Annotated in this window: 20 protein-coding genes; 11 read left to right on the top strand and 9 right to left on the bottom strand. The window is 41.7% G+C overall.

Going from position 1 to position 21,705, the window contains the following annotated elements:
• The first annotated feature begins 19 nt into the window (after positions 1-19).
• Both ACSBL2_RS08440 and ACSBL2_RS08445 read left to right on the top strand, forming a co-directional pair.
• Positions 20-1,801 (top strand): RagB/SusD family nutrient uptake outer membrane protein, encoded by a 1,782-nt coding sequence (locus tag ACSBL2_RS08440; protein WP_442591247.1) that lies wholly within the window; start codon positions 20-22, stop codon positions 1,799-1,801.
• Between the two features lie 23 nt (positions 1,802-1,824).
• Positions 1,825-2,667, top strand: a complete 843-nt coding sequence (locus ACSBL2_RS08445; RefSeq protein WP_442591248.1) for an endonuclease/exonuclease/phosphatase family protein — start codon at positions 1,825-1,827, stop codon at positions 2,665-2,667.
• An 82-nt stretch (positions 2,668-2,749) separates the two neighbouring features.
• Here ACSBL2_RS08445 and ACSBL2_RS08450 read toward each other — a convergent pair whose 3' ends face one another.
• The 3 genes from ACSBL2_RS08450 to ACSBL2_RS08460 form a co-directional block, all read right to left on the bottom strand.
• Positions 2,750-3,712: a helix-turn-helix transcriptional regulator gene (locus tag ACSBL2_RS08450; RefSeq protein ID WP_442591249.1), complete on the bottom strand. Its 963-nt coding sequence runs from the start codon at positions 3,710-3,712 to the stop codon at positions 2,750-2,752.
• Between the two features lie 22 nt (positions 3,713-3,734).
• Positions 3,735-4,313 carry a YdeI/OmpD-associated family protein gene (locus ACSBL2_RS08455; protein WP_442591250.1) on the bottom strand — a complete coding sequence of 193 codons (579 nt, stop codon included), beginning with the start codon at positions 4,311-4,313 and terminating at the stop codon, positions 3,735-3,737.
• A gap of 89 nt (positions 4,314-4,402) precedes the next feature.
• The gene (locus ACSBL2_RS08460) at positions 4,403-4,795 is read right to left on the bottom strand and encodes a RidA family protein (protein ID WP_442591251.1); all 393 of its coding nucleotides are present in this window, start codon (positions 4,793-4,795) and stop codon (positions 4,403-4,405) included.
• Between the two features lie 347 nt (positions 4,796-5,142).
• Here ACSBL2_RS08460 and ACSBL2_RS08465 point away from each other — a divergent pair, with 347 nt between their 5' ends.
• Both ACSBL2_RS08465 and ACSBL2_RS08470 read left to right on the top strand, forming a co-directional pair.
• Positions 5,143-6,411 carry an AAA family ATPase gene (locus tag ACSBL2_RS08465; protein ID WP_442591252.1) on the top strand — a complete coding sequence of 423 codons (1,269 nt, stop codon included), beginning with the start codon at positions 5,143-5,145 and terminating at the stop codon, positions 6,409-6,411.
• Positions 6,404-7,111, top strand: coding sequence for an RloB family protein (locus tag ACSBL2_RS08470; RefSeq protein WP_442591253.1), 708 nt, complete (start codon positions 6,404-6,406; stop codon positions 7,109-7,111). Before ACSBL2_RS08465 ends, ACSBL2_RS08470 begins: the two co-directional genes overlap by 8 nt.
• Before the next feature lie 285 nt (positions 7,112-7,396).
• Here the strand turns inward: ACSBL2_RS08470 and ACSBL2_RS08475 are convergent, their stop codons facing one another.
• Positions 7,397-8,521, bottom strand: a complete 1,125-nt coding sequence (locus ACSBL2_RS08475) for an ATP-binding protein (RefSeq protein WP_442591254.1) — start codon at positions 8,519-8,521, stop codon at positions 7,397-7,399.
• A complete protein-coding gene (locus ACSBL2_RS08480) occupies positions 8,496-9,311 on the bottom strand; it encodes an alpha/beta fold hydrolase (RefSeq protein WP_442591255.1) in 816 nt (271 codons plus the stop codon). Before ACSBL2_RS08480 ends, ACSBL2_RS08475 begins: the two co-directional genes overlap by 26 nt.
• 470 nt (positions 9,312-9,781) lie before the next feature.
• Between ACSBL2_RS08480 and ACSBL2_RS08485 the strand changes: the two genes are divergently transcribed.
• Positions 9,782-10,570, top strand: coding sequence for a hypothetical protein (locus ACSBL2_RS08485; protein ID WP_442591256.1), 789 nt, complete (start codon positions 9,782-9,784; stop codon positions 10,568-10,570).
• Positions 10,571-10,720: 150 nt separating this feature from the next.
• Here ACSBL2_RS08485 and ACSBL2_RS08490 read toward each other — a convergent pair whose 3' ends face one another.
• The 3 genes from ACSBL2_RS08490 to ACSBL2_RS08500 all read right to left on the bottom strand — a co-directional run bounded on the left by ACSBL2_RS08490 (position 10,721) and on the right by ACSBL2_RS08500 (position 12,754).
• Positions 10,721-11,584, bottom strand: a complete 864-nt coding sequence (locus ACSBL2_RS08490) for an SDR family NAD(P)-dependent oxidoreductase (protein ID WP_442591257.1) — start codon at positions 11,582-11,584, stop codon at positions 10,721-10,723.
• A 76-nt stretch (positions 11,585-11,660) separates the two neighbouring features.
• Positions 11,661-12,230 (bottom strand): Crp/Fnr family transcriptional regulator, encoded by a 570-nt coding sequence (locus ACSBL2_RS08495; RefSeq protein WP_442591258.1) that lies wholly within the window; start codon positions 12,228-12,230, stop codon positions 11,661-11,663.
• A 197-nt stretch (positions 12,231-12,427) separates the two neighbouring features.
• Complete coding sequence (locus ACSBL2_RS08500) at positions 12,428-12,754, bottom strand: winged helix-turn-helix transcriptional regulator (RefSeq protein WP_442591259.1); 327 nt, start codon at positions 12,752-12,754, stop codon at positions 12,428-12,430.
• 114 nt (positions 12,755-12,868) lie between these two features.
• Here ACSBL2_RS08500 and ACSBL2_RS08505 point away from each other — a divergent pair, with 114 nt between their 5' ends.
• Positions 12,869-13,642: an SDR family oxidoreductase gene (locus ACSBL2_RS08505; protein ID WP_442591260.1), complete on the top strand. Its 774-nt coding sequence runs from the start codon at positions 12,869-12,871 to the stop codon at positions 13,640-13,642.
• 106 nt (positions 13,643-13,748) lie between these two features.
• Here the strand turns inward: ACSBL2_RS08505 and ACSBL2_RS08510 are convergent, their stop codons facing one another.
• A complete protein-coding gene (locus ACSBL2_RS08510; RefSeq protein WP_442591261.1) occupies positions 13,749-14,147 on the bottom strand; it encodes a helix-turn-helix domain-containing protein in 399 nt (132 codons plus the stop codon).
• A gap of 246 nt (positions 14,148-14,393) precedes the next feature.
• Between ACSBL2_RS08510 and ACSBL2_RS08515 the strand changes: the two genes are divergently transcribed.
• The 5 genes from ACSBL2_RS08515 to ACSBL2_RS08535 all read left to right on the top strand — a co-directional run bounded on the left by ACSBL2_RS08515 (position 14,394) and on the right by ACSBL2_RS08535 (position 21,705).
• Complete coding sequence (locus tag ACSBL2_RS08515) at positions 14,394-14,597, top strand: hypothetical protein (RefSeq protein WP_442591262.1); 204 nt, start codon at positions 14,394-14,396, stop codon at positions 14,595-14,597.
• Between the two features lie 315 nt (positions 14,598-14,912).
• Positions 14,913-15,509 carry an RNA polymerase sigma factor gene (locus tag ACSBL2_RS08520; protein WP_442591263.1) on the top strand — a complete coding sequence of 199 codons (597 nt, stop codon included), beginning with the start codon at positions 14,913-14,915 and terminating at the stop codon, positions 15,507-15,509.
• Positions 15,510-15,578: 69 nt separating this feature from the next.
• Entirely contained in the window at positions 15,579-16,790 is a 1,212-nt protein-coding gene (locus tag ACSBL2_RS08525; protein ID WP_442591264.1) for a FecR family protein, read from the top strand.
• A 177-nt stretch (positions 16,791-16,967) separates the two neighbouring features.
• Positions 16,968-20,264 carry a SusC/RagA family TonB-linked outer membrane protein gene (locus ACSBL2_RS08530; RefSeq protein ID WP_442591265.1) on the top strand — a complete coding sequence of 1,099 codons (3,297 nt, stop codon included), beginning with the start codon at positions 16,968-16,970 and terminating at the stop codon, positions 20,262-20,264.
• A 10-nt stretch (positions 20,265-20,274) separates the two neighbouring features.
• On the top strand, positions 20,275-21,705 hold the full coding sequence (locus ACSBL2_RS08535; protein ID WP_442591266.1) for a RagB/SusD family nutrient uptake outer membrane protein: 1,431 nt from the start codon (positions 20,275-20,277) through the stop codon (positions 21,703-21,705).

Genomic DNA, 21,705 nt, shown 5'->3' on the forward strand with positions numbered 1-21,705 from the left:
TATAAAATAAGATAACGATATGAAAAGATTCTGTTTATGGTTTACTTTCTGTGCAGTACTATTGGCCGGATGTAAGAAACTTGACCAGGTACCTCAGGATAGCGCAACGAAGGACGCCGTATTTGGCGGTGAAAAGGGATTGGAATTGTATGCGAACTCTTTTTATGATGTTTTGCCTACTGCAGGGGATACCCACCGCGGGGATGAAATGTCTGACTATGGTGCCAGAAGTCAGGCGCCCGATTTTTTAGTGGCTGGTGTGTACAGCTCCCGGATAGACCAGGGAACAAACGGCTGGAAATGGGATAAGCTGAGAAACATCAACTTCTTCCTGGAAAACAATATCAATCCTAAAGTTCCCGCCTCGGTACGTTTACAATACCAGGGACTGGCCCGCTTTTTCAGGGCTTTCTTTTACTTTCAGAAGGTAAAAAGATATGGGGATGTGCCATGGATTAACCATACGTTTAAAGTGGATGATCCGGCATTGTACAGTGCCAGGGATTCCAGGACTTTGGTGATGGATTCAGTGCTGGCCGATCTTGATTATGCCATTGCCAACATCACCCGCACGACAGACAATTCCAAAACACTGATCACCAATGCTGTGGCGCTGGCTTTTAAATCGAGGGTGTGTCTGTATGAAGGAACATACAGAAAATACCATACGGAAAGCAATTTGCAGCAAACTGCCGGTAAATGGTTGGAAGAAGCCGCAAATGCTGCGGAAAAAGTAATGACTACCTCGGGATATGCTTTAAACACTTCAGGTGGGACGGAGCAGTCTTACCGCCAGTTGTTTACCAGTACTGCTCCCGTAGCTACGGAAATTATGCTCAGTAATGTTGCTGACGCCAACCTGGCCCTTTACAATGATGCCAACTGGTATTGGACCAGTGCTACCTATGGCAGCCGTCTAAGCTTTACCAGAACGTTTGTCAACACCTACCTGAATATCGATGGTACCCCATTTACCAGCAAGGCAGGTTACCAGACGATGCCATTTGCGGAAGAGGTAAAAGGCAGGGATAAACGTTTGCAACAGACGATTAGGATGGGGGATTATAAAAGAATAAACAGTGGAACGGCAGAAGCTGCCCCGCCAGTATTTTCTTATACCTATACCGGTTATCAGCCAATCAAATGGACGCTTGACGATACGAAATATGATGGGGGTACACTCAATATTAACTCTATTTGTTTGCTCCGGTATGCGGAAGTATTATTGAACTACGCAGAAGCCAAAGCCGAACTGGGTACTTTTACGGATGCTGACTGGGCAAAGACTATCGGTGCATTACGCCAGCGTGCAGGGATTACAGGTGGGTTGAGTACTAAACCTTCAGTGGCAGATGTTTACCTGCAGCAAAACTATTTCCCCGGAATCAGTGACCCTTCGCTGTTGGAGATCCGCCGTGAACGCGGGATTGAACTTTCCCTGGAAGGCCTTCGTTTTGATGATATCGTAAGATGGAAACGCGGAGAGCTGATGACTAAGGTATGGAACGGTTTTTATGTTCCTGCACTGGATGTTCCGATGGACCTGAATGGGGACGGGAAAATGGATGTTTGTTTTTATAAAACCATGCCGGCGACTACCGTAACCGGTGTAACCTATATCAATGTGTCGGCAACGACTTCTGCCGGGGTGAATCCACAGCGACTGAGCAATGATACTTCAGGTGAACTGACCTGGTTAACGACAACGACCCGTGTTTTTGAAGATAAAAATTATCTTTACCCTATTCCTGAAGCTGACCGATCTCTTAACCCTAAACTGGGACAAAACCCAGGTTGGTAATACTCACATTAAATAATAAAATCATGATTAAAAAAAACAGTATCAGTATCCTGCTTCTTCTGTGTGTACAGCTATCGCTATTTGCACAAAAAATGACTATCGGAACTTACAATTTAAGGAATGACAATAAGGGCGATATAGGGAACCTTTGGGTGCAAAGGGCACCTGTAGTTTCCAATCTGATCCGTTTCCACCAATTTGATATTTTTGGTATCCAGGAGGGGTTTAAAAACCAACTGGAGGATATCAGTAAGGCCCTTCCGGAATATAGTTATTATGGCTTAGGACGTGATGATGGTAAAGATGCAGGAGAGCATTCTTCTGTTTTTTACCGTAAGGACAAGTTTAAGCTCTTGAAAAAAGGTGATTTCTGGTTGTCAGAAAAACCTGACCAGCCTGGTTTGGGTTGGGATGCCACCTGCTGCAACAGGATCTGTACCTGGGTGTATCTCCAGGACCTGAGGACCGGTAAGAAATTCTATTTTTTTAACGCCCATTATGACCACGAGGGGAAAGTTGCCCGCGTAGAAAGCAGTAAGCTGATTGTGCGCAAGATGAAAGAGATTGCAGGAAATGAACCTGCGATATTTACAGGCGATTTGAATGGGGACCATCAAAGTGAATGGTACCAGACCCTGGCGAAATCAGGTTTTTTAACAGATACCTATACACAGGTAGAACATCCTTATGAAAACAATTCTTCTTTTAATGCCTTTGGCAAAGATGTGGATGGTTTCGGGATTATCGACCATGTGTTTGTAACTAAAGCGTTTGAAGCTAGCCGTTGGGGTATTTTAACAGATACCTACCATGCTAAATTCCCATCAGACCATTTCCCTGTTCTTGTGGAGGTGACGATGAAATAAGTGACAGCCCTAAGGCCAGAAAACCGTCTCCAGGATAAAAACCGGAGACGGTTTTTTTGTGGATGCAGGGCGACATTGATGATCAGGATGTATGTCCATCAATTCTTTTTAAGCCTTTATGAAGGATTTCCGTTAATTCAGTTTTTAAAGACACGGGTTCTATAATCTCTGCAAAGTCGATAAATCTCAAAAACCAGCGCACGAAGGCAGTGGGATGCATTCCGCAGTTGAAATACATAATAACGGAATTATTGTCTTTTTCTTCTTTACAGAACCCATAGCTATCACGTTCCCAGAACATGAAATGGGCGAATTCCAGGTCTGCCCTGATGGTTACCGGGATAGTGGTTTCAGGGTTGAGACCTTCGCGCAGCTCCTGCATAGCGGGATGTTTGCGTGTGAAGGGAACCGCTGTGATATCCGCTTGCCTGATCCTGTCCAGCCTGAAATTCCGGTAGTCAGACCGAAGCAGGCAGAAAGCCAGTACATACCAGAAATCGCGTTCGAAATACAAACCCACCGGTTCGACTTCCCGAATTTTATAGTCCCTCTCACTACTTTTGTGATAACTGATTTTAATGATTTGGTGACCTGAGATACTGCTGAGCAGGGTATTGATAATGTCCGGCAGATAATCGTCCGACTCAAATTCAGGCTTGATCTGAAGCTTGTCGTAAAGATGCTTTAATGCGATCTTCTGCTGAAGCTGCAGGGAACTTTTCACTTTGATCAGTACAGATTCAAACTGTTCTTTGATAAACTTGGTTTGGTGCTTTTGCATCATTTTTTCTGCAATCAGCAGGCTGAGCACTTCCTCCTGGGTGAATCTGGAAGGCTGGATACGAAAGCCCTCTGAGATGGAATACCCGGAACCATCATGGTAGGAGATCGGTACACCAGCGGTTTCCAGTGCTTTTAAGTCTCTGTAAATCGTCCGCTTGCTGGTTTCAAACCTGGACTGCAGCTCGCTGATCGTCACCATGGCTTTTGACTGTAAGAGAAAGAAGATTTGTAATATGCGATCAAAGCGTTTGCTGATATCCATCTTTTTTAATTATTAAGACATTTTACCGCCTTATGGTCGCCGGTAAGGTTTGCAGTTTAGCCGAATTTACGATTTCTGCAATTCTTTTTTGGCGTGTTTTATCGGTACTGCAAAGTTTTACCCATTGCAAGAGTGACTTTTTAACCGAATTGCTCAGGCGTGTATAATATTCCAGGGCGCCGGGTTGCTGCTCAAATGCTGTCCTAAGATCAGGTGGGACCAGCAGATCTTCGACCTCGTCCAGTATATTCCAGGAACCGTTTTGCCTGGCATGATGGATACAGGTTAAACCTGCAGGCATCATCTGTTGCCTTGCGATCAGGTCGGTCACTTTCTCCTTGTTGATCCTTGACCACGTACTGTTTGCTTTTCGCTGACAGAAAAACTGGATGAATTTTTCATCATCTACAGGTTTTCGCCTGCTATCTACCCAACCAAAACAAAGTGCTTCATCGACTGCTTCAGTCCAGCTAAAGTTGTGCCTCCTGGATTTCTTTTTGTAAAAAACGAGCCAGACAGAAGATGCCGACAGGTGATTCCTGACCAGCCATTCTCTCCATTCTGCCTGGTTTGCAGGGGAGTAGGTTTCAACGTTTTGCATGGTCATTCAGACTTAATTTTTCTTTCTCCATAAATTCCAATTAAAAATGCTCAGGAGAGCAAAAAGAGTGTCTCCTGAGCATTCCTTTCTTACCTGACTACAGTAGCTTCCAACTCTACGGTCAATGTTGCGTACAATCCTTTAACTTCAATAAGGGTTGTCGCTTGCCGGATACCATATTGTTTCAGGAATCCGGCGTAAACCTCCACGCACGACGTAAAGAATTCTGAGGTAGAGGTCGTGAATACATTTAAGCGGACGATATTGTTCATTTCGTAACCGGCTTCTGTCACCAGTTGCTCCAGGTTAGCGATGGTCTGCATGAATTGCGAACGCATATCCTCCGCACTCGGTTGCCCGTTCGCATCGATGGCGGCCTGGCCTGAGCAGTAGAGTGTACCGCTTACATTTTTTACTTCTACGGCCTGGGCTGAATTTGTGTACTCTCCCCATTTCCAGGGATCAATTGTGCGTTTTTCCATTTTACAAAGTGATTTTGATGATTTAAATCAAAGATTACGTTTGTGGTGACAACAGCTTGTCACAGCTTTTGAAGATCTGTTATTAATTGGAGAATCAATTTTAATCTCTAAGCTGAAGAGGAATTTTACAGGCCTCACAGCATTTTTTTTTAAATTTAGCTTAAAGTAACTCGACTCAGGTTCGGTAAGAGAGGATGCTGAAGCGTATTTGAGAAGTCTGATTCCATAGAGAATTTTAATATTAACAGCATATAGAAAACAATCATGAATCACACCTGTTATTACGAATAGCACTTGTTATTAATAGTGAAGTTGCTTATTTTTGAATAATAATCACGAAAATAGATATGTTGATTCAATTTAGTGCCACTAACTACCGTTCAATTGGAGAAAAGCAAGTACTCAGTCTATTGCCTGCGACTAACCAGAAGGATTACCTGGAAAATATTTTTGAAAAAGATGGCCATAAGGCATTGAACCTTGTAGCACTTTATGGTGCAAATGGTAGCGGCAAAAGTAATCTTCTGAAAGCAATGGAAGAGTTTATCTATATCATAGAAGGATCCTCAAACAGAGGATCTAAACAAAGGCTATGGCAGGATCCTTTTTTGCTAAGAGAAGGATGGGATGAATTGCCAACTACTTTTGAGATGGTATTTTGTCTGGCTGAAGTACGCTTTCGATACGGATTTAGCTATAACGATACGCATATACTCACTGAATGGCTTTTTAGTAAAGGTGCAGGAAGGGAAGTAAATGTTTTTCAACGCGAGAAGGATGTTATTGATCCTAGTTCATCGCTTAAGGGGAATACCAGGATAATAGACGCTGCTATTGAAGCGACTAAGGATAACGCTTTATTTTTAGCTGCACTGGATGCTTTAAATGTGGACGTTGCTGGTAAAATCTTGCAGTTTTGCCAACAAATACTAGTGGTGGATGGGATGCGTACCAGCTTTCTAGGGAAAATGGAAAGTGTATGGGGTGGGGATGCGCTTAAAGAGGAGGTCACCAAACATTTGAAGCGTTTGAAGCTGGGATTGATTGATGTAAAGTCTATTAAAGATGAATCTGCCCGCAAAGATGATGGATCTCCAGACTACAAGATATTTGCAGAGCATAGATTATATGATAAAGATGGTAAGCCCACCAAACGTAGTGTTAAGTGGGACTATTTTGAAAAGGAATCTAGTGGTTCGGTAAAAGCGCTGGAAATAAGTGGTCCGACTGTAGCGACTTTAGTATTGGGTGGAATACTTATAATTGATGAGATCGAGGCAAAAATGCATCCCTTACTTACCCTTGACACGATAAACCTATTCCTGAATAAGGAAACAAATCCTAAAAATGCACAGTTGATTTTTTCGACTCATGATACCAATTTGCTTACTTATGCGAAAATGAGAAGAGACCAGATTTACTTTGTTGAAAAAAACCATTGGGAGTCAACAGAAATTTATTCCCTGTCTGATTTTGTTTATGTGAATGAGGTTGACGGATCTGAAACCAAGGAGAGACCAGATACCGATAAAGAAAAACGGTATATAGAAGGAAGGTACGGCGCTGTACCGGTTTTGGGACCTCTCTCTAATTTAATACGTGCAGTAAATGGCTAAGCGTGGTAAAATTCAAGGTTTTGAGATTACTCATGATATCAACAGGCCTCTAAGAATTAAGAAGTACAAATATTTTTATCTTATCGTTTGCGAAGACGAGAATACCGAACGGGTTTACTTCCAGGGATTCGAGATCAGAATTCCGAAAGAAACCCTCTATTTGGATGCCGTAGGTACAGGGCTTGATCCATTAGGGATCGTAACCCGGGCTATTTCAGAAAAGAAGCGTTTAGAGGCATTATGCGAAAGATCGGTCGACGAGGTTTGGGTGGTGTTTGATAAGGATGACGCTGATTTAAATGATACTAGGATTACGCGTTTTCAGGCTGCCTTTAAACTTGCTGCTGAGCAAGGGTTTAAAATTGCTTATAGTAATGAAGTGTTTGAACTCTGGCTGTTACTACACTTGAGTGATGTTGATCCTGAAATTCCAATCGGGCGACAAGAAGTTTACACCAGACTTGAAAGTGAAATTAGGCAACGGGAAGGACATGAAGATTTCCTTTATGAACATGGGGATGAGGCTGTATTGAAAGTCATCGCTGAAATTGGTGATGAGCAGGCTGCTCTGCAAAGAGCTGAACAGCTGATTGCTTTTCATGAAGGTAAAGAACCTATCATTAGTAATCCTGTTACTTTTGTAGGGAAATTGATCTTAGATCTGTATAGTTGGATTGAATATTACAGTTATCAGGAGTGATTCTTTTTTATCTGGTTGAGGGACAGGTATCGGTAAAAGCATGACATTAATTATTGCGCGATTGAAGAAGCCTAGGATATTTTACAATATGACTTAACACTTTGTGGGCGATTCGAAAGACTTTACAACTTAAGGCTGAACTTTCCTGATATTTATTTATTGCAATTCGGAATAAGATTTTCAAAGTAATTGCATTTCAGCGTTACATTCAAGATATATCGATTCAATAAGCGACTGTGCAATCATTTTAACGACAGGGATAATTTTAACGGTTTACTAATTTATTTAAAGTAGGGGCATACGAAATATAAAGCTTGTTTCACGGACATCTGAGGTTGCGGTTAAACTACCCTGGTGTGCACTTGCGATTTGAGATGCAATATATAGCCCCAGTCCTAAGCCTTGCTCGCTCGGTGTAGAGGCCTCCCGTGTAAAAGGTTCAAATAATGTTTTCAATGCGTCTTCAGCGATTGGCTTACCACCGTTAGACACAACAAGTTCGAAATTATCCAAATCAATTTTGGCCATGATTTTCACGGGTTCATGTACCAATCCATGGGTAAATGCATTTGCAACCAGATTTGACAACAATTGTGAAAGACGATCAGCATCGCAGTTGATTGGGTTTTTCACATTGATAGCTAATGTTACTACTCTTTCGGGGAAGATAATTTTTAATTCATCTATCACTTGTTGGATAACAGGTTCTATCAAAACCTCCTGCAAATTCAGGGATATACCCCCGCCTAATCGAACCCTGGCGAAATCCATCACATTAGCGATCAATTCTTCCATACGCAGGCTGCTTTTCTTCATCATCCCTAGAATGGATTGTTCACGGTCAGACACCGCTGAACGCATTAAAAGGGACGTTCCAGATTTGATAGCCCCTAAGGGATTTCTTAAATCATGGCCTAATACCGCTATAAATTGCTCCCTTAATATCGTTTGTTCGCGTTCTGCCCTAATCGTTTCTTCAGCATCAGTAATGGCATGACGCAGATTTTCCTCATAAATTTTCCTTTCTGTAGCACGGTATACATTTAAACGGATAAATTGTGGCTTCATCTGCGCATCATTCCTGACATACCCGTTTAAGAGAACCTGTAACTTCGTACCATCTTTCAATAACAATTCGGCAGAAACCTCTTCAAAAAATCCTTTTAACTGCAGCAATGGAGATAAATGGGTTTCATAAAACATTCTGCTGCCCATTGCCAGCAAGCCGGTGATGCGTTTACCTGTCAATTCTTCTTTCGTGTAACCCAGCCATTCTATGACCCTGGCATTTACGCTAATGATTTCACCACGCGGGTTTGTAGAAATATAACCAGATAATGAATGTTCGAGAAAATCCTCAAAATCTTTCTCGAGGTCTGAATGGTTAGTCTTTTTGGAATCCGGTGACATATGACAAGTAAGCTTTGATGGCTGATATGGTTTCCTCAGGGGCACTTAAATGGGGACAATGGCCGGTAGCCTCCAGGATCGAAAGCTTACTGTGTACCATTTTCTTATGCATATACTCCCCAACTTCAATAGGCGCAATGATGTCATTCGAACATTGTAATATCAATGATGGAATGGTACATGAACTCAGGGTATTTCGGCAATCGCTCAGGAAAGTCGTACGGGCAAATTGCTTTGCAATTGTCGGGTCAGTACGGCAGAAACTAGCTGTTAATTCTTCGGACAGCTCGGTTCGGTCTGGATTGGACATAATTAAGGGCGCCATCGTCATTGACCAGCCCATATGATTTGTATCCAGGGATTCCAGTAATTCATCAATCTCACTTTTACTAAAACCCCCAATATAATCTTCATCATTGATATAAGAAGGGGATGGGGCGACAAGAATTAATGTTTTGAATAGCTGAGGTTGCCGATTGGCGGCAATGATGCCCATCATCGCACTTACGGAGTGGCCTATGAAAATAATATTTTCTAAGTTCAACTCAGTGGCAATCTCATTGATATCCTGAGCATAACCATCCAATTCTTTATATTTTATGGGGTCATATGCCTTTAGGTCAGATTTACCTGCTCCAACATGATCAAATAGGATAATTTTGTGGGTATCTTCAAATGCTGGTGTAATGTAACGCCACATATTCTGATCGCAACCAAAACCGTGCGCAAACATCATTGGAGGTGTACCTTCGCCCTTGATGATTACATTGTTTCTTTTAAGGATACCCATTGAAATTTCCCGTTTTGATTAACCTTGAAAGGTGAGTTATCACTGTTTTTATTAGCTAAATCGTTTTCTATAAAAAGTAAACATACAATTATTGTTTAAACAACTGCGTATGTTTTTTTGGGTATTTTGTAAATATGACAAGAATGAAAAATGCAGTGGTTCATTCATCAGACGGATAAGACATAATTCCTAAAAAAAGCTATACCGTCGTTGGGGTAGCTGCGACCTGGCTGCGTGCTGAGTCCGACCTGAGTCCGACCATTTTAAGCTAGTTGTTTTAGGTCGGACTCAGGTCGGACTCAGGCCGGACTTACTACGGACCTACTCCAATGACGCTCCCTTAAATTTACGGTAAATATAACTAAGGACAAATAATGACAAAATACGACACAATTAAAATAAAATTATTAACTATTTGTTATTGTAATTATTTATTCTATACCTTTGTCTAAATTAAAATTATTCATAAGATGGCTAAGTTAGATGGAAAATTCCTGCGTGGAGTTATCGGTCCCGTGATCATGAAAAAGTCAGGGAACAAGCAATTAGTGGTTGCTAAAAAAAAGCGTGGTTCAATTAAACAGTCGGTGGCTACCAAAAAAGCATCTGATACTTTTGGGATGGCCAGCGGTCTGAGTGGACGGATCAGGACTGCATTAAAAGAAGAATCAATTATCGCCGGGGATAGTTCTGTACATCCGCGGCTGACTTCGACACTCAACCAGATGTTGTCGAAATGCAGGGATCCAATAAGCAGGGAATTTAGTTTCAAGGGCGATAGTTTCCATGGGTTGGTGGCTTTTGATTTCAATGCTACCAAAAGATTGACAGATAAGCTACCGGGACAGTTATTGGTTGATTTAACCGATGGGGTGTTAAAAGTTGGTTTTCCTGATACTGGTGAAGCGCGTGTGTTAAAATTTGTGAAAGGCAGCAGTGCCTGTAAAATGACTTTTAGCCTGGTGCTTTTCCGCCTGGCAGAAGGGCTGGTATCCAGGAAAGTCCAGCGACATTCATTGATGGTGGAAAAGGAGGCATTCAACCTAAACGGATTGTCATTTGTATTCGATGTTCCGAAGGGCTGCCTGGCCGTGCTTTCCGTTACCATGGAATATTACCACCGGAAACATCCTCTTGCCAATAGCAGTTTGAATGTTGGTGGGATTTGTTATGCTGAGCTGTTACCAGGTGAATATGAGGAAGGCAGTAAATTTCTATGGGCAGCACATGAATTGTATTTTGAGATGGCTGGGGGATAATAGGGGTTGAGGATTTCATTTCAGAGGGTGGATCTTACAAATGATCACCCTCTGCTTGGTTAATAACTTCCTTCCTCGGGATTGGTAACTGTCAAATTTGACGTTATGATCTGAGGCACTTGGAATCGTCATTTATAGAACAATGGTGGGTTAATTTAAAAGTTCTTCAATGCCAAATGCTGTCAACACTTTAGCATATTCAACATTTACAGCATCGTTTGCTCTTTCAATAATTTCTCCCGTGGATGGGTCAACTACTGTCCTCAATGGCCTTTGTCCTGTTGGCAAATCGATCAATTTTACCACTGCATCTGCCACATTCTGCGGGTTCGGTTTTGTATTTTCAAACATTTGACCGATGGCTGCGAACATTTTATTTGGAACATCAGCGATTGCTTTGTACCCGTCAACAACAGATGCGTCAGAACCGGGCTGGATTTTTTGGGACATTTCAGTAGGGAAAGCACCTGGTTGAATAATGGCTACATCAACGCCCAAGGGTCTTAATTCATAATGCAAACCTTCGCTTATTCCTTCCAAAGCGAACTTCGAAGCACCATACATTACGGAAAAAGGCGCAGAAAATCTACCCCAGCCGCTAGAAACATTGATGATCAAACCTTCTGATTGCTTACGCATCATTGGTAATACCAGTTTCATCAATCTCCATGGGGCGATAACATTGACAGCTAACATCCGCTGCACATCATCAGTAGTAAAACTTTCAGCCACACCAAATGCCGAAATACCTGCATTGTTTACCAATACATCTATTCTTCCTTCTCGAGCAATAATGGTGTCGATCGCATTTTTTACACTTACCTCTTCAGTTAATGACACATCCAGAACGGTAACATTCTCAACCTGTGAAAGTGCTTTTGCTTTATCAGCATTCTTTCCCTGGGTATCTCTTATCGTCGCATAAACTTTATGTCCTAAGGCCGCAACACTGTTGGCAGTGAGCCATCCAAATCCGCTATTTGTTCCTGTAATTAAAACAACTTTTTTGTTCATTTTCTTATTATTTAGTAATGATGCAAATTTTGGTATCTTAAAAACGAAACCATTTACCATTTGGTAAAAAGTGATCTCAGCGGATGTTTTTTCTTATCCTGCTCAATGATTGCTGGGTGATTCCGAGGTAAGAAGCGATATAAGAAAGTGGAATACGATTGACAAGACGAGGGAAATGTTCAATGAACGATAAATATCGGGTAGTTGCATCTTCCGAAACCAGAGGGCTTCTTCTTTCGATCGTTTTTAATAAACAGTTTTTTACGATCAGACCTGTAATGGCGTCCCAGCCAACAACTGTATTCCCGATCTCGTCCCAGTCTTTCTTTGAAAAAATAAGCAATTTACAATGGGTTACGGCCTGTATATACTCAGAGGCCACCACCTGTGCATCAAATTTTTGCTGATCCGAAACAAAATTATTCTCGTCAATGAAGTGATGAGTGATTTCTTCACCTTTGTTGTTGTAATAGCAGAAACGAACGACACCTTCTAAAACAAACCCCACGTGTCTGGGAATCTTTCCGGCCTCCGAAAAATATTCCTCTTTATTAAGTTCCAGCGTTTTTGCTTTGCTTGTAATAAAATCCGTTTGCTGTTTATTAAGATTGCCAAACTGTAATACGTAATTGATGAACTCTTCCATAGGCTAAATTTCGAATTTTTTAGGGGAAATCCATTTACCATTTGGTAAAAACAGCAACATGGATCAGGGGCATTAATTCAAATCATCCATGTCTCTTTCCAGTAAGAGATACTTTTAGCCAGGATAGTGTGTAGTAGGAGCCGGTTAGAGATGTACTTGCTGTATATGAATGATTAAGCCAACACTAGTTATCATAATCAGCTAACATACTCAAGTCCCCATTTATACAATTCATTAATAATTGGCTCCAATTTTTCGCCTTTTGTAGTTAAGGTATATTCTACGGTAGGCGGTACAGTTGCAAAAACATTTCTAATGACAATTCCATTGGCTTCCATATTTTTCAATTCCTTTACCAGCATTCGGGTGTTAATTTTTGGCACCATTCGCTCTAATTCGCTGAAACGCTTCTTGCCATTAAATAAAGCATAGATAATAGACATGGACCATTTTCCTCCTATTACGCCCAAGATTTCCTGAAGTGCGCATCGTTCATCATTTTTTTTATTTTTATTATTGTCCATAAGTATTTGAATTTGTGTATTCCTTTACTTTCTGTTACTACTGTACAAAAGTGTTCCTACTTTCAAAAGTAAAGTAATGTGTTTTACTTTGCAACTCATTCTTATATAAACGATATGGATACGATATTAAAAGGTCAGGTTGCTTTGGTAACAGGCGGAACGAAAGGTATTGGCAAAGCCATCGCTGATAAATTAAGTAGTAGAGGTGCTCAAGTGGTGATAACTGCACGAACTGCACCTGAAGAAAACACAAGCGGACATCACTTCATTGCTGCTGACCTCACTCAGCCCGAAACTGCAGAAGCTATTGCTCAGGAAATTTTTGAGAAATATGGCAGAATAGATATTATTGTAAATAATGCAGGTGCTAATTTAAGTCCCGGTGGTGGCTTTGATGCACTTCTGGATGAACATTGGTATAATGACTGGCAATTGAATTTCTTGTCGGTGGTGCGTCTTAACAAATCACTATTGCCTATAATGATTAGACAAAAAAGTGGTGTAATCATCAATATTTCTACTGGTGCCGCAAAACAGCCAATCTGGGAAATGACCATGTCTTACTCTTCAGCAAAAGCAGCATTAAATGCTTATAGCAAAGCATTGGCGAATGAATTAGGCGCAAAAGGAATACGTGTAAATGTAGTTTCACCAGGTGTGGTTAAAACACCGTTAATGCAGGATTTCATCGAGAATATAGCAACTTCTTCAAATATTACAGTTGAGGAAGCTTTTAAAGCCGTAATGGACAAAGTAGGTGTTCCGGTAGGCAGGATGGCCGAACCGGAAGAAGTGGCCAATCTTGTCGCCTTTTTGGTGTCTTCGGAAGCAGAGTATATTACCGGAACCAATTATTCGGTAGACGGAGGTGCTTTACCTACGATCTAAAAGAATACTCATGCATACTGATTCTTATCAATCATGATCCGGAAAAAATGATGGCATGATATATGATTTGTCAAAACCGGAATGGTCGGGATGATCATTCCGGTTTTTATTTATCCAATTTTTTCAGGAGTTCAATTTTTTCACGTTCGCTTGCCAGTAAACGCTCGTATAAGTTCTTATTCTCCTCAACGACTTCCATCAATTTATCCAATGGATTGAAGGTACAATGATTATTAAAAGCACTAGTGTCATTAAATGTGTTGAAGAAATTAACAATACTTTCTTCACTGAAATTTTTAATCCCTTCAACTGAAATCCCTAACACCTTTGCAATTTTTTCCAATGTAGGATTTTCCACCTCTTCACTTTGCTCAATATTTGAAATCGTCTGTTGGCTTACACCAAGCTGAACGGCTAAATAATCCTGTTTGATATTGCGAAGTTCACGAATTCCCCTGATCTTTCTTCCGATGTGCATTTTGCCAGATTTTGTCGATGTTTCCATAAGAACAAATATAATTATTTTTACGCTGGTATAGTATCGATAACTTTTGGTAAAACACCAGAACATTTGGTAGAACACAGCGGGTTTAGCTGGCATTTCTGATTCATCATCAAAAACAACCGATATGCAAATAAAAGCCACCACATCCGTTTAAGCCCAGGGAGAACATTTTGCGGCCTTCATCAAAAAGTTGATTTAAAAATTTACCCCTTGCAAGTCTACTGCTTTGGAAAGGGGGGATATAAAATGGAGAACCTAATTAAGCATAAAACTGAAAATATTATACCATTGGCTGATATTTTGGGTTACGCTGGTTTGGTGCTGATCGGTCAGCATTTCAAACTTGCACAGGAGGGTGTTTCTGCAAATTTGAAGGATGTGATGCCTACAAATGATATCACAGATGAGGTTGGTTTAGATGCTTTAACGCCCCATTCAGGTGCCCGGTAAATCTTTTTTCTTTTCTTCTATATAGTCTGTAGAGGCGGTTTGTACCTTTTTGGAAAGGCTGAACGGTATGTAACCATATGAGCAATTTTAACTAAATCTTCCAGAACCTGGTTCGAACTTAGCACGTCAGGGGGGCTTCATTGGAGATAATTACCGTCTCTATTGGGATTAATAGTGAATTAATGTCCATTAAATCTGTTGTCGTTGTCAAAATACAGGTCTAAACTTATCATTTGGCTCTGATTTGATAAAAAATGTTATTTTTGGTTTCTGTTATGCCATACTCAAGCAAAATAACTCCATATTAAATACAGAATGACTGGCGCTGGCATCATTTATGAGAAATTGACCGACGATGATTTGGTATTTCGTTTAAAAAACGATGACCATCTTGCCTTTACTGAGATATTCAACCGGTATAGTCAGCTCCTCTACGCCCATGCATATAATAAACTGCGTGTTGAAAGCGATGTAAGGGATGCGCTACAGGAAATGTTTATGAAATTCTGGGACAAACGCAGCTCTTTAGAGGAGGGAAATAACCTTTCCGGTTATCTTTTCATCGCACTTAGGAATACTATATTTAACCTGATCCGGAATCAGGCCAGGGTAAATGATTATGCAGTAAAATTTACAAAGACAAATGCTGACAGTGGTATATATGCCGATACCCTGATCCGTGAAAAGCAGTTTTCTGCCATGATCGAAGCGGAGATTGGAAGACTTCCGCCAAGAATGAGGGCTGTGTTTGAATTGCGAAGAAAGGAAAACTTATCCAACAGAGAGGTGGCGGCGAGGTTGGGTATCACTGAATCTACCAGTGCAGACCAGATGAAAAAGGCCGTTCGGATACTCAGGAATAAGATTGGCCTGTTGTTGCTTGTACTATATTATTATCTGAATATAAAATAAATATTAAATTCATATCCCCAATCCTTCTTTCCAAATTGTATTACATATATCAACCCTATGTGATAAGTAATGGAAGAAGAAAAATTCAGACAGCTATTGGACCGGTATATAGCAGGTGAAGCTTCGGAAGAAGATCAGGCCTGGCTGGAGTCTGCCTATGTAAACTGGAACAGTGAGGATCAGCTCCAGCAATCAGAATCCTTTTTGCAAAAGGGTGCAGATGAGACTTGGGATGTGGTTTCGAAGCACACCGGAGCCTTAACGAACAGGGAGTTGTCGCATGAAACAGTTCCTGTGCAGGAGCACCTGCAGCTGAATTTAATCACAGACAAACAGTCTAAACGTCAAAGGACACGAAGATTGCTTTCTTGGGTATCTGCTGCTGCTTTGGTTGTGATTTCCCTTTCTGGAATTTTGATTTACAGGCAGAATCATCCTTCTTCTTACCTGACAAAGCTTCCCGCAAGTGCGAACCTTAAACCAGGTAAGGATAAGGCAGTTTTGGTATTGGCCAACGGCAAAAAGATTGATCTTGATCAAACCAGCAGCGGACATCTCGCTGATCAGACCGGTGTTTCTATTTCCAAAACAGAGGATGGACAGATTATTTATTCAGTTCCACCGCAGGAAGATTCAGCTGCGGAAACAGAATACAACACTGTACTTACACCTGCCGGTGGCCAGTATCAGGTACATTTGCCTGATGGTACGAAGGTTTGGTTAAATGCTGCATCTTCACTCACTTTTCCAACATCGGTAACCGCTGTGCGTAAGGTAAAGCTAACAGGTGAAGCGTATTTTGAGGTGAGTAAAATTACCGGCCAAGGTGGAAGAGTGCCTTTCATCGTGGAAAGTAACCATCAGAAAATCGAAGTGCTGGGTACCCATTTCAATGTGAATGCGTATGACAATGAGAAATCTACCAAAACTACCCTGCTGGAAGGTAGTGTGAAAATAAATAATACCACGGTGCTGAAACCCGGTGAGCAGGCCAGGGTAGAAGGGGAATCAGTAAAAGTTATAACGGTAAATGCAGATGACTATACCGACTGGCAGCGAGGGGATTTTATACTGGAGCATAATGATTTCAGGTCCATCATGAGAAAGATTGCCCGCTGGTACGACGTGGAAGTGATTTACGCGGAAGATGCACCGGAAAAACTAAACCTGGGCGGCTGGATATCCAGGTCGAAAAATATATTCTCCATTTTACAGGTGATGGAGAAAACAGGAAAAGTTCACTTTAAAATAGAAGGAAGGAGGATCACGGTAACCAAATAGACAAATTAAATCGTGGTCTTGGAAAAAGACCAGAAGTGGTGGAACACTTCTGGTCAGCAGATTCTAAAGCCACAAATCATTCGTAGACTATTCAACTTTAAACCCAAACAAATGTACAAAATTTACCCAAATAATCTGGGTGGGCCTTCTCGTCCTATCCGACAAATTTTGCTGATCATGCGTATTACTACGTTTCTATTATTGGCCGCAATGATGCAGGTAAGTGCAACCACCCTTGCCCAGCAAATTACTATTCACCGTAAAAATGCAAATCTTACTGAGGTGTTCAAAACGATCAGGTTGCAAACGGGATATGATTTTGTTTATGATCAGGATTTGATATCCAAAGCCTTGCCAATTGATATCAATGTCAATAACGCAGAGCTCCATGATGTTTTAAAAAATTGCCTGGCTAATCAATCGCTAACCTATACTATTGAGAATAAAACCGTTATTATCCAGGAAAAAGGTTTTCTGGATAAAGTTAAAAGCCTTTTTGCTGATATAGTAGTCAATGGTACAGTACTGGACGAAAATGGTCTTCCCTTACCAGGGGTAAGTATCAAGGTGAAAGGTACTAACCGTTATACCATGAGTGGAAATAACGGAAGGTTTTACATTGCAACCACTGATGAAAGCCCTATCCTAACGATTTCTTATCTGGGCTATAAAACAATTGAAGTCACCGGTACCCCAACCCTGACTGTCAATATGGTTCCCGATCCTGCAAAACTGGATGAGGTGCAGGTGATTGGATATGGTACCACCACTCGCCGTTTAAACACGGGCTCGCAGGTGGGGATCTCTGCGAAGCAAATTGCCGACCAGCCCGTTACAAACGTATTGCAGGCTATGGCAGGACGAATGGCAGGTGTTACCATTACACAGTCGAATGGTTTACCGGGTGCTGGAATTACTGTGCAGATCAGGGGTGTAAATTCAATTGGAGAAAATGGGATAAAGCCAAATCGTCCGCTGTACATTGTTGATGGTGTGCCTTTTTTGTCTGAACCTATCAACTCGGCTACTTACAGTGTAACAGCTGCATCAAACGGCAGATTGCCATCTGCAGAAGGAGCAACTAGTCCACTGAATTCGATCAATCCTTCGGATATCGAGAATATTGAGGTTTTAAAAGATGCTGATGCGACTTCGATATACGGTTCCAGGGGTGCCAATGGTGTGGTACTGATTACCACCAAAAAAGGTAAACCGGGAAGGACTAAATTCAATGTCAATGCTTCTTCAGGAATTTCTGAGGTTTCACACTTCGTGGAGATGGTGGGGACTCAGCAATACCTGGCCTTGCGGGCAAAAGCTTTTGCCAATAATACGACCAATCCTGCAACGCCGACAGCTACGTCTGCACCGGATCTTTTGGTTTGGGACCAGAATGGTTATACCGACTTCCAGAGAATGTTCTTAGGCAATACAGCGAAAACCCATGATGTGAATGCCAGCATGTCTGGCGGAGACACGCAAACTAATTTTTTCCTGAGCGGGACCTATCACAAAGAAGGGAATGTTTATCCGGGCGAACAGGGGTATCAGCGCGGTGGCGGTAAGTTTAGCTTAAACCATTCCTCTTTTGACCAGCGTTTTAACCTTGCGTTGTCCGTAATGTATTCAACGGATAAAAATAACATTGCGAATACTGACCTGGCTACCTGGGCTTATATTCTGCCGCCTAATTTCCCGTTGTATACCTCTACAGGTGCATTAAACTGGGAGGGTTCTACCAGTAATCCCCTTGGTTATTTAAACCAAAGCAATGATAACCGTACGTCTAGTCTGCTTACCAACCTGAATTTAAAATATACGCTGTTAAAAGGACTTGATTTCAGGACAAACCTGGGGTACAGCAAGACTGATATGACACAGGTTTTTACCAGGCCCCTTACCTCCTTAAACCCAAGTCTGTTTGCCGGATATACGGCAGGTACAGCAGCATATGTTTATAATTTTACCAATAATTACGTGGTTGAGCCGCAGCTTACTTACACCACAAAAATCTGGAAAGGTACTTTAAATGCGCTCGCAGGCGGATCTTACCAATACAAACAATCCAGGATGCCCTATAATACCTCTGCATCTGGTTTTACTTCTGATGATTTCCTGAGAACAGTTACGGCAGCGACCACTGTCAATACCACCAGCGGATCTGTTGATTATAAATATGCTTCATTATTTGGCCGTGTAAATTATAACCTGCAGGATAAATATGTTGTAAACGTGAATTTCAGAAGAGATGGATCTTCAAGATTTGGCCCTAATAATAAGTTTGGTAATTTCGGATCTGTAGGTGCTGCCTGGATATTCTCGGAAGAGAAACTTTTGAAAGATAAATTCAGCTGGTTTAGCTTTGGTAAACTGCGTGGAAGTTATGGTGTAGTAGGTAGTGATGAAATAGATAATTATGGTTATCTGGATACCTATGCTGCGTCAACCTATGTATATGGGGGATCTACTGGCTTAAATCCTAGCCGTTTGCCCAATCCGGATTATAAATGGGAAGAAACCAAAAAACTGGACGTAGGTTTAGATCTTGCCTTCTTAAAAAACCGCCTTTCCCTTAGTGCCGGTTATTACCGTAACAGAACCAATAATCAGTTGGTTACCTTAACCACAAGTACTCAGGCTGGGTTTCCAGGATATCTGAGCAACCTGCCGGCAACGGTTCAGAACTCGGGATGGGAACTCTCTTTAACGAGTACGAATATGAAGAACAAAAACTTTAGCTGGACTTCTTCTTTCAATATCAGTCAAAACCACAATAAGTTACTGTCATTTCCTAATATCGAGAAATCATCTTATTATACAACTTATGTTGTGGGCAATCCAATCAGTTCTTACTACTTATACCAGTATACAGGTATTAGCCCAACAACCAATTTGCCATCCTTTGCCGACTTAAACAATTCCGGGAGCATCTCCGCAGGTTTTGCAGCAACAGGAAGGGGAGACCGTTATTATGCCGGAACTTCTTACCCTAAGTATTTCGGGGGATTAACCAATACATTGAATTACAAAAATCTTACGCTTGATTTTACTTTTCAGTTTGTTAAACAAATGGGCAGGAGCCTTCTTGCCTCGTCTAATTATCCTCCGGGATGGTTTAGTAACGCGGCGGCAAGCGTAGTCAATGAATATCTTGCTTTGGGTTCTCAGGATTATCTGGTTACTGCGGGTACCCGTGGCGCAGCCGGTTCGAGCTCATATGTGGCTTACTCTAATTATACCGGATCTGATGCCTCCCTGGTCGATGCCTCTTTTATCAGGCTCAAAAATGTGAATTTGTCTTATACCTTGCCTGCGAAGTGGTTAGGCAAAAACGGCGGACAAACGATGAGGATTTATGTGCAGGCACAGAATCTGTTCACGATCACAAATTATGAAGGCTATGATCCGGAATCACAGAGTATAGCTACTCCTCCGTTGCGTACCATAACTGGTGGTTTTCAATTCACTTTTTAACTCTAACAAGATGTCAAGATCGATATATAATATAATGGCCGGCTTACTGGCATTCACCATAATCATTAGCTCAGGGTGTGAGAAAATCGTGGATATTGATCCACCATTGAACCAGGTTACTACTAATCTGGTATTTGCTTCCGATAAACTGGCAACGGCTGCAAGATCAGGAATGTTTAGTGCCCTGGCGCAGAGCTCAACCCAGTCGCAGGGTATTACCGTCAACAGTTCTCTTCAGGCAGATGATTTACTTTATTTAGCTACAACTGCTGCTTACCAGGAGTTCAATAACAATACTTACACTGCGGTGAGTACTTCACAGGCGTCCATATTTTCGGAATGGTATGCAAATATCTATCGTGCAAATGCAATAATAGAGGGTTTGCAAAACACTTCCGGAACAACTGAAGCGATCAGGAAACAATATACGGCAGAAGCTAAATTTGTAAGGGCGTATTGCTATTTCCACCTGGTGAATACTTTCGGGGATGTGCCCCTGGTACTCATTACCGATCCTGCCATCACTGCATTTCTGCCGAAAACGGCTACTGCTGCAATTTATGCGCAGATGATTGCCGATCTGACAGCTGCGAAATCAGATCTGGGAGTCGTGTATCCTGGTGTTACGGCTACCACTACATCGTCTAACGACCGTACACTTGTGAATAAGTTTGTCGCAACAGCTTTGCTTGCCAGGGTATACATGTTTACGGGTAATTACGCGGAGGCAGAGTCTAACGCCTCAGAAGTGATTGCCTCAAGCCTGTATAGCCTGATTCCTGCAGCCACTATGGCCAACGGTGTATTTGCGAAAGACAATGCAGAATCTATCTGGCAGATGTCGCCACCTTCAATCAATACCAACCAGTATACATTGGAGGCGGGAATATTTATTCCTACCGCATTTAACTTAATTAACTTTAACTACCGCCTCGATCCCAGATTCACTGCTTTATTCTCAGATACAGATCTGAGACGTATCAATTGGATGAATAATACAACTTTTTCGGGAGAGATATATACCATACCCTATAAATATAAGTACCGCACACAGGCACTTGCCCTGGCAGCAAATGTTACTGAGTCACTCATTGTGATGCGTCTGGCAGAACAATACCTGATCCGTGCAGAGGCGAGAGCCAGAATAGGGACCAACTTAAGCGGCGCATTGGCAGATTTGAATGCCATACAAACAAGGGCGGAAGCAACACTGACTACTTCCACAGATGCCACTTCACTGATCGCCGATATCGCACTTGAAAACCGTAAGGAATTTTTCTGCGAGCAGGCTTACCGCTGGTATAATTTAAAACGTACCGGACAGGCCGATGCTGTGCTGGGTGCCTTAAAGTCTACTTATACCCCGAAATCCAAACTGTTGCCTATACCACAGGCCGCACTCGACGCTAACTATAATCTAACTCAAAATCCAGGTTATTAA

Origin of the sequence: Pedobacter sp. AW31-3R (assembly GCF_052180285.1) — a bacterium.
GTDB lineage: Bacteria > Bacteroidota > Bacteroidia > Sphingobacteriales > Sphingobacteriaceae > Pedobacter.

What these genes read in the sequence shown, in the direction of transcription:
- ACSBL2_RS08470 (WP_442591253.1), top strand. Translation starts at nt 6,404, where the DNA reads ATGGCTAAGCGTGGTAAAATTCAAGGTTTTGAGATTACTCATGATATC.
- ACSBL2_RS08465 (WP_442591252.1), top strand. Translation starts at nt 5,143, where the DNA reads ATGTTGATTCAATTTAGTGCCACTAACTACCGTTCAATTGGAGAAAAG.
- ACSBL2_RS08530 (WP_442591265.1), top strand. Translation starts at nt 16,968, where the DNA reads ATGCGTATTACTACGTTTCTATTATTGGCCGCAATGATGCAGGTAAGT.
- ACSBL2_RS08450 (WP_442591249.1), bottom strand. Translation starts at nt 3,712, where the DNA reads ATGGATATCAGCAAACGCTTTGATCGCATATTACAAATCTTCTTTCTC.
- ACSBL2_RS08460 (WP_442591251.1), bottom strand. Translation starts at nt 4,795, where the DNA reads ATGGAAAAACGCACAATTGATCCCTGGAAATGGGGAGAGTACACAAAT.
- ACSBL2_RS08500 (WP_442591259.1), bottom strand. Translation starts at nt 12,754, where the DNA reads ATGGACAATAATAAAAATAAAAAAAATGATGAACGATGCGCACTTCAG.
- ACSBL2_RS08490 (WP_442591257.1), bottom strand. Translation starts at nt 11,584, where the DNA reads ATGAACAAAAAAGTTGTTTTAATTACAGGAACAAATAGCGGATTTGGA.
- ACSBL2_RS08535 (WP_442591266.1), top strand. Translation starts at nt 20,275, where the DNA reads ATGTCAAGATCGATATATAATATAATGGCCGGCTTACTGGCATTCACC.
- ACSBL2_RS08445 (WP_442591248.1), top strand. Translation starts at nt 1,825, where the DNA reads ATGATTAAAAAAAACAGTATCAGTATCCTGCTTCTTCTGTGTGTACAG.
- ACSBL2_RS08525 (WP_442591264.1), top strand. Translation starts at nt 15,579, where the DNA reads ATGGAAGAAGAAAAATTCAGACAGCTATTGGACCGGTATATAGCAGGT.
- ACSBL2_RS08515 (WP_442591262.1), top strand. Translation starts at nt 14,394, where the DNA reads ATGGAGAACCTAATTAAGCATAAAACTGAAAATATTATACCATTGGCT.
- ACSBL2_RS08455 (WP_442591250.1), bottom strand. Translation starts at nt 4,313, where the DNA reads ATGCAAAACGTTGAAACCTACTCCCCTGCAAACCAGGCAGAATGGAGA.
- ACSBL2_RS08440 (WP_442591247.1), top strand. Translation starts at nt 20, where the DNA reads ATGAAAAGATTCTGTTTATGGTTTACTTTCTGTGCAGTACTATTGGCC.
- ACSBL2_RS08475 (WP_442591254.1), bottom strand. Translation starts at nt 8,521, where the DNA reads ATGTCACCGGATTCCAAAAAGACTAACCATTCAGACCTCGAGAAAGAT.
- ACSBL2_RS08480 (WP_442591255.1), bottom strand. Translation starts at nt 9,311, where the DNA reads ATGGGTATCCTTAAAAGAAACAATGTAATCATCAAGGGCGAAGGTACA.
- ACSBL2_RS08510 (WP_442591261.1), bottom strand. Translation starts at nt 14,147, where the DNA reads ATGGAAACATCGACAAAATCTGGCAAAATGCACATCGGAAGAAAGATC.
- ACSBL2_RS08520 (WP_442591263.1), top strand. Translation starts at nt 14,913, where the DNA reads ATGACTGGCGCTGGCATCATTTATGAGAAATTGACCGACGATGATTTG.
- ACSBL2_RS08485 (WP_442591256.1), top strand. Translation starts at nt 9,782, where the DNA reads ATGGCTAAGTTAGATGGAAAATTCCTGCGTGGAGTTATCGGTCCCGTG.
- ACSBL2_RS08505 (WP_442591260.1), top strand. Translation starts at nt 12,869, where the DNA reads ATGGATACGATATTAAAAGGTCAGGTTGCTTTGGTAACAGGCGGAACG.
- ACSBL2_RS08495 (WP_442591258.1), bottom strand. Translation starts at nt 12,230, where the DNA reads ATGGAAGAGTTCATCAATTACGTATTACAGTTTGGCAATCTTAATAAA.